Annotated in this window: 7 protein-coding genes and 1 pseudogene; 2 read left to right on the forward strand and 6 right to left on the reverse strand. The window is 35.4% G+C overall.

What is annotated here, in order from left to right:
• The first annotated feature begins 125 nt into the window (after positions 1-125).
• A complete protein-coding gene (locus GGG_RS0117920; RefSeq protein ID WP_010117470.1) occupies positions 126-551 on the forward strand; it encodes a hypothetical protein in 426 nt (141 codons plus the stop codon).
• A gap of 96 nt (positions 552-647) precedes the next feature.
• Here GGG_RS0117920 and bioD read toward each other — a convergent pair whose 3' ends face one another.
• The 6 genes and pseudogenes from bioD to GGG_RS20025 form a co-directional block, all read right to left on the reverse strand.
• Positions 648-1289 carry a dethiobiotin synthase gene (gene bioD, locus GGG_RS0117925; protein ID WP_010117472.1) on the reverse strand — a complete coding sequence of 214 codons (642 nt, stop codon included), beginning with the start codon at positions 1287-1289 and terminating at the stop codon, positions 648-650.
• Entirely contained in the window at positions 1286-2056 is a 771-nt protein-coding gene (bioC, locus tag GGG_RS0117930; protein WP_010117474.1) for a malonyl-ACP O-methyltransferase BioC, read from the reverse strand. The genes bioD and bioC overlap by 4 nt, the downstream gene beginning before the upstream one ends.
• A 15-nt stretch (positions 2057-2071) precedes the next feature.
• Complete coding sequence (locus GGG_RS0117935; protein ID WP_010117476.1) at positions 2072-3241, reverse strand: 8-amino-7-oxononanoate synthase; 1170 nt, start codon at positions 3239-3241, stop codon at positions 2072-2074.
• Entirely contained in the window at positions 3238-4533 is a 1296-nt protein-coding gene (bioA, locus tag GGG_RS0117940) for an adenosylmethionine--8-amino-7-oxononanoate transaminase (RefSeq protein ID WP_029574702.1), read from the reverse strand. Before bioA ends, GGG_RS0117935 begins: the two co-directional genes overlap by 4 nt.
• 110 nt (positions 4534-4643) lie before the next feature.
• On the reverse strand, positions 4644-5363 hold the full coding sequence (locus GGG_RS0117945; RefSeq protein WP_010117480.1) for a hydrolase: 720 nt from the start codon (positions 5361-5363) through the stop codon (positions 4644-4646).
• Between the two features lie 145 nt (positions 5364-5508).
• Positions 5509-5830 (reverse strand): annotated as a pseudogene (locus GGG_RS20025) (DUF6176 family protein).
• Between the two features lie 164 nt (positions 5831-5994).
• Between GGG_RS20025 and GGG_RS0117955 the strand changes: the two are divergent.
• The gene (locus GGG_RS0117955) at positions 5995-6567 is read left to right on the forward strand and encodes a peroxiredoxin (RefSeq protein WP_010117484.1); all 573 of its coding nucleotides are present in this window, start codon (positions 5995-5997) and stop codon (positions 6565-6567) included.
• The last annotated feature ends 166 nt before the right edge of the window (positions 6568-6733 follow it).

A 6733-nucleotide genomic window follows, 5' to 3' on the forward strand; every position in this document is an offset into this window, starting at 1 on the left:
ACGTCAGGCGAATTCCCTACAACCACAACATTTATACTGAATATATACACAACAAAGCTCCACAAAACTTGCAATCAAAAGTCACTATTTTTATAGTGATTATTTATTGACCAAAAAATAACAAAATGAATAGAAGATATTTTATACTGATTCCACTGTTTTTTATTTGGCTAAGTGCTTGTAGCTACATTGCTTATCAAGGTCAATTCCCTACGCAAGAACAAATCGATAATGCTGAAATTTTATCTTTGCAAATACAGCATCACTATCCAACGTCTGAAATTCTACAAGCATGTTTTATTTATGCGATCTGGATTGCCAGTTACGCTTTCCTATTTTGCTCAAAATATGCCGTAAAACACCCATTTATCAGCTATGCCTTCTGTTCAATTTTACCTATTCTTTTACCTTTACTCAGTTTCGTTTGGGCAATTGATGTACCGTCATACATCGCAGCATTGATTATTGTGATTTGGGTAAGCAGTTTATTTCACTTTTTAATCTTACCTTTTGTGCTGCCGATATATCGTAAATACATCTATCCACAATAAACCAAGCAATAAAAAATTGACCAATAAAACGATAAGCTTTCATTTTATTGATCTCAAAAAACTTATTCTCAATTTTTAATCTATTACAAAACACTATTACAAAACTGGAATATCAATCCACAAAGCTTCTGGAAAATGTTTCGCTAAATAAGTCTTTAAATATTCAGCCGTATCTTTAGAAATCAGTGCATCTTGTGATTCATCATTCAAGTTATAGGCCAAAGCATACAATGTTAAACCACGATTTTTTAATGCTTCCAAACTTAAAATGGTGTGGTTAATACTTCCCAATCTGCCTGAACTGACCAAAATTACTGGAAATTGCTTTTCTACAAGATAATCAATCGTTAACAAATCTGTTGTCAGTGGCACCATTAAGCCACCAGCACCTTCTAACAAAACAATTTCATACGTTTCAGCAAGTTGTTGAGTCGCGTTGTCTATTTTCTGAAAATCAATTTCACGACCATCTATTTTTGTCGCCAAATGTGGTGATGCAGGATAAGTAAAAATTTCAGGCATCGTCAATTTGCTTTCATCTTCAGGAAACCAACCCATACCCATGATTTCACGGTGCTGTTCAATATCTTCAGAAATATCGGTATTACCCGTTTGAATCAATTTTTGAGTAATGGTTTTTTTGCCCTGTTCATTCCATAACTTGGCCAAATAACCTGTCGTGTACGTCTTACCAATACCTGTATCTATTCCGCTGATAAAATAAATTGATGCAGTCATGGCAATCTCCGAGCGATACAATAAATAGGATGATAGGTTAGCGTGTACGTTGGTTCACCTAACTCATTTTCATTCATAAAATTTTGATAATTCATATAAAAATCTTGCAGTGTTTGCTTTGTCCAACGGAAATTACTTGCTGTTGCGGTGACACCTGTAGCTTTTAAATGTTGCAGAATATCTTTAGGATGCTGAAAAGGTAAATGATCAATTTGTTCAGTTATATACAAAATTTCAAAACCATTGTTGCTTAATTTTTCTTGAAGATTTTCAATAGATAAATAAGTAAGACCTTGTCCAGTTAACGCTTTTATTTCTTGTAAATTTTGCTGTCCAAAAGTTGAAAAACACAAATATCCTTCAGCATTTAAACTGGTATGAGATTTTTGAAAAATCACATCAAGATCATGAATCCATTGCAATGCTGAACTTGAAACAATCAAATCCAAATGTTGTGGAAAGTCCTGCTGTTCAATATCACCAATCAACCATTGTAAATTCTGTTCTGTTTGAAAATGATGTTGTACTTCTGCATACAAATCATTTAGAAACAAATGCTTGATTTGTAAATTTTGCATTAAAAGATGTGTTAGATTTCCTGAACCACAACCTATTTCAAATACTTGATTTGGACGAATTTGCGGATAATATTTTCGAATTAAATCAAAAAGCTGTTGTGCAATTTTCTTTTGTATCACTGCATGTTGTGTATAACTTTTTCCAGCCTGTGCAAAACGTAAAGCCACTTGTGATTTATCAGTGTTCATCGTGTTCCATTGTCCTCACAGTAAAGTCACAAGTTGATCAATATCCGTTTGTAAAATTTGCGATGTTAATGAAATTCGCAAACGAGAACTATGCTGAGGTACTGTTGGTGGACGTACTGGCATGATGTAAAAACCAGCTTTTTGCAAAGTTTTTGCTTTTTCAACAGTCTTACTCGATTCACCAATAATTACAGGAACAATATGTGAAGTCGATGGACAATCAAAGCCTTTCATTTGAACAGCTTGTTGTAAATTTTGGCTAATGCTTTGTAAATGTTGACGTTGTGCATTTAAATGCAGCACTTTCTGCAAAATAAAATTTGTCCACGCCATACAAATCGGTGGTTGAGCTGTACTGAATATTAAAGGACGCATACTATTAATCAGATACTCTCGGATAATAGGATGGCAAATCAAATACCCCCCTACTGAAGCCATTGCTTTACCTAAGGCACCAACTAAAAAATCAATATCATCAATCACTTCATACTGTTCAGCACAACCTAAACCATGTATACCACGCACACCAATCGCATGTGCCTCATCAACATAGAGCATGACTTTAGAAAATTGTTTTTTTACCTGAACCAATTCAGCAAGATCAGTTTCATCACCATCCATACTAAAAATAGATTCAGTCACCACGATAATTCGCTCAAAAGCGTCATCATCATGATATTGCTGCAAAAGTTGTGTTAGATGCACTAAATCATTATGGCGATAACGTAGATACTTAGCTTTCGATAAACGAATCCCATCAATCATACTGGCATGAATCAGTTTATCTGCAAGAATCAGTGTCTTACTGTCTGCCAATGCAGGTAAAATACCAATATTCATGTGATAGCCACTATTAAATAGCAGTGCTGCTCGCCCATGAAAGGCTTGGCTTAAACTGGCTTCCAATTGTTCATATTCAGGAAAATTTCCTGTCAGTAATCTAGATGACGATGAACTCATCCAACGTTGTTCATTCGGCGTTTCATCGAAAAATTGTTCACGTAGCTGTACATCAGCTGCCAAACCTAAATAATCATTAGAAGCTAAATTCAACATTTGATGCTGATCAATGGTGATATAGCGTTGCTGTTGAATATTGGCAGTAAATTGACGCAAATTTCCTTGCTGTTTTAAATCATCTAATTGCTGTGAAAAATGCTCAAGATGTGAGTTTATAACACTCATGCAACGTGCTCCTGCATGCCTTTCACAACGTCAACCAATTGTTCTAACAATATTTTTAGTTGCTGTTCGGAAATCACATAGGGCGGCATAACGTAGACTAATTTTCCAAAGGGACGAATCCAAATCCCTTTTTTGACAAACTCTTGTTGTAGGATTTTCATATCCACATTAAAGCTTAATTCCACTACACCAATTGCACCTAATACACGTACATCCTGTACATATTCAAGTGTTTGTAATGGTGTTAAAACCTGTTTAAGGTGCTGTTCAATACGTTGAATATTACTTTGCCAATCTTGTGAAGTCAGCAATTGAATACTTTTTACCGCTACAGCACATGCCAATGGATTTGCCATAAAAGTTGGCCCATGCATAAACACACCCGCCTCCCCGCGACTGATGGTTTCTGCGACATGCTTTGTGGTTAAAGTTGCCGAGAGTGTCATATAACCACCTGTCAAGCCCTTACCAATACACATAATGTCAGGTTCAACTTGTGCATGTTCCCAAGCGAATAGCTTCCCAGTTCGACCAAAACCCGTCGCAATTTCATCAAAAATCAGCAGAATATTGTATTTTTCGCACAGCAATTTGGCTTGACGCAAATACTCAGGATGGTAAAAGCGCATTCCGCCTGCACCTTGTACAATCGGTTCAAGAATTAAAGCTGCAATCATTGCATGATGTTCTGCTAAGGTTTTTTCTAGTCCGGAAATGTCATTTTGATCCCATTGATCATAAAAGCCAACTTGTGGCGCAAGAACAAAAATTCGATTGGGTAAACTTGAACCAAAAATTTGATGCATTCCTGTGACAGGATCACATACAGACATCGCATTCCAAGTATCTCCGTGATAACCCGAACGTGGTGTGACAAAGTTTGTTTTTTGAATATTTCCCTGCGCAGACCAAAACTGCACAGCCATTTTCAAAGCAACTTCAACAGCCACAGAGCCTGAGTCTGCATAAAAAATTTTATCTAAACTGGGTGGAGTAATGTCGAGTAATAATTTTCCCAATTGAATGGCAGGGTCATGGGTAAAACCACCAAACATGATATGTGACATATTTTGTAATTGGTTTATTACAGCTTGATTCAGTTCAGGATGATTATAACCATGAATTGCACACCACCATGACGACATACCATCAATCAGTTGGCGCCCATCTTCAAGTTCAATGATTGCACCATACGCTTTTTTGACTTTAAAGGTTGGCAGTGGATTGGTCATAGAAGTATAAGGATGCCAAAGATGCTCAAGATCAAATTGTTGATCATTTAATTCAGTCATTAAATCAGCCATCCCTCACTCCGTGTACATTTCACAACATAAACAATTTAATCATCTTAAACCTGTGCAGATTAAAAAGAAATTGCGATATTCACCACTCGCCCATAGATTTAATTCATTTTTTGTAAATATTGGCAGATTTTGTCAGTTGTTTCTTCAGATTTAAAAACAGAAAAGCCATGTGAGCCACTGATTAACTCTGTTTCTAAAAACTTTGCGTCTAATTGATGTAAATTTTCAGAAACTTTGTAATTAACTAAATAATCTTGTTTTGCCATTAGATGATATTGGTGACCTGTATAATTTTTCAGGATACTCACAAGATTTAAATTTCCTAAAAGTGCTAAACCTTCTTTAAGCAATTCGATTTTCTGTGCCTGAATCAAACTTTGCAAAGTTAAAAAATCAGCTTTGGTCGTTTCTACACCTTGGCAAACCATATAACCAAACTTTTTTAATGTCGTAATTGCATCATTCTCAAAGGATTGTTTAAAGTTTTGAAATGTTGATTGATCCATGGCGATTTGCCATTCTGTATTGGCAACAAAACAAGGGTTGGATGCCAAAGTAATCAGCACTTTCTGTTCCGCATATTGTTTTTCAACTTGATCCACTAACAATGTTGCAAGCTGCCCACCCAAAGACCATCCGATGATGACATCAACATTTTTAGCTTTTTCAATATATTGCTGTAAAACAGCATCATCTAAAGCATTGAATATATTTATTAATTCAACATCATAACCACGTTGTTGCAAAGCCTGTTGCAGTGAATTGAGCAGTTTTGTACCACCACCCCAACCTGTAATGAGTAAGATCCGTTGATTCAATTTAGACTCTACGCAATGAATGAAGATGATCAACAGTATAAGGCTTCGCTATTTTTTAAATCTAGGCTCTTTTCTTACTCTAGGTCATTTATTAAATCCAAATCGCTTTTTAAATCTAAACCACTTTTTAAATCTAAATCGCTTTTTAATCCAAGTTGTTTTCTAAATCGAGCAATAACTTTGCAGGGATGATTTTCAACCAATTACTTTTAAAATTTTTATGCACTTGATCAATTGGAAAATGACTCATTTTCGCAACGGCTTGTGCCTTTTGAATATTTTCAGCTCGTGTGTATGCCAATAAATAATCTTGGCCTTCCAATTTTAAATAGAACCACGACTCAACTAGAACACCTTCAGCTTTTAATGTTTCAAGCGCTTTTACGAGCATTAAGCTCTGCCTGCCATGCATCGACATGAGTTAAAGAATCAGGTTTAAGTTGTATTAAGACTGCGCCAACATCCATGATTTTCTCTTTGTTGATTTTCTCTTTGTATTGAATACTGAACCGAATATTTTAAATAAGGATCAGCATAAATTTGATGGAAATAAATGCCAACACTTCTCATCAACATAGATGCTCAAAATTTGCTAAGATCAAGATCGAACTCTTTTAGGAAAGTATGCAATATGAAATTATCTAAATTCGTAGGCGTTGGCTTACTTTCCTGTTCAACTTTACTTTCAATCAGCAGTTTGAGTTATGCTGAGAATTCTGTCTTTTCAAAATTTGATTCAGATCAAAAACAATGGGTTGGAAAACCCGCACCCAACTTTAAATTACAAGACCAAAATTCAAAATGGCATGAACTGAGTCAATATAAAGGCAAATGGGTCGTTCTATACTTCTACCCCAAAGATGATTCTCCGGGTTGTACGCAAGAAGCCAATCAATTCAAATCTTTATATCCACAATTTATTAAGAATAATGCTGTAGTGCTTGGTGTGAGTTTAGATGATGTTAAATCACATCAAAAATTCTCAGAAAAGCTTGGACTGAACTTTCCTATATTGGCTGATAACAATCACCAGCTTGCAAGTCAGTTTGGTATTGTTCGAAATTTAGGTATCGCTAAAATTGCCAAAAGAGAAACCTTTCTCATTGACCCACAAGGTAATATTGTCTATCACTACAGCAGTGTGAACACACAAACTCATGCGGGCCAAGTTTTAGCAGATGTACAAAAGTTTGCGAAGAAGTAGTGAAGAACTAATAGAATTATCGATTGTAATACTCAAACAAACCAAGTATTCACTTAGATTAGGTCATACAAAAAAGCCTTTAGACTTGCATCTAAATAATGCTGATCAGTTAAGCGTAATTTTATTATTACTGATTGATAAATCTCCCCTAACCCCTCTTTGGTAA

It is taken from the genome of Acinetobacter sp. P8-3-8 (assembly GCF_000214135.1).
Classification (GTDB): Bacteria; Pseudomonadota; Gammaproteobacteria; order Pseudomonadales; family Moraxellaceae; genus Acinetobacter.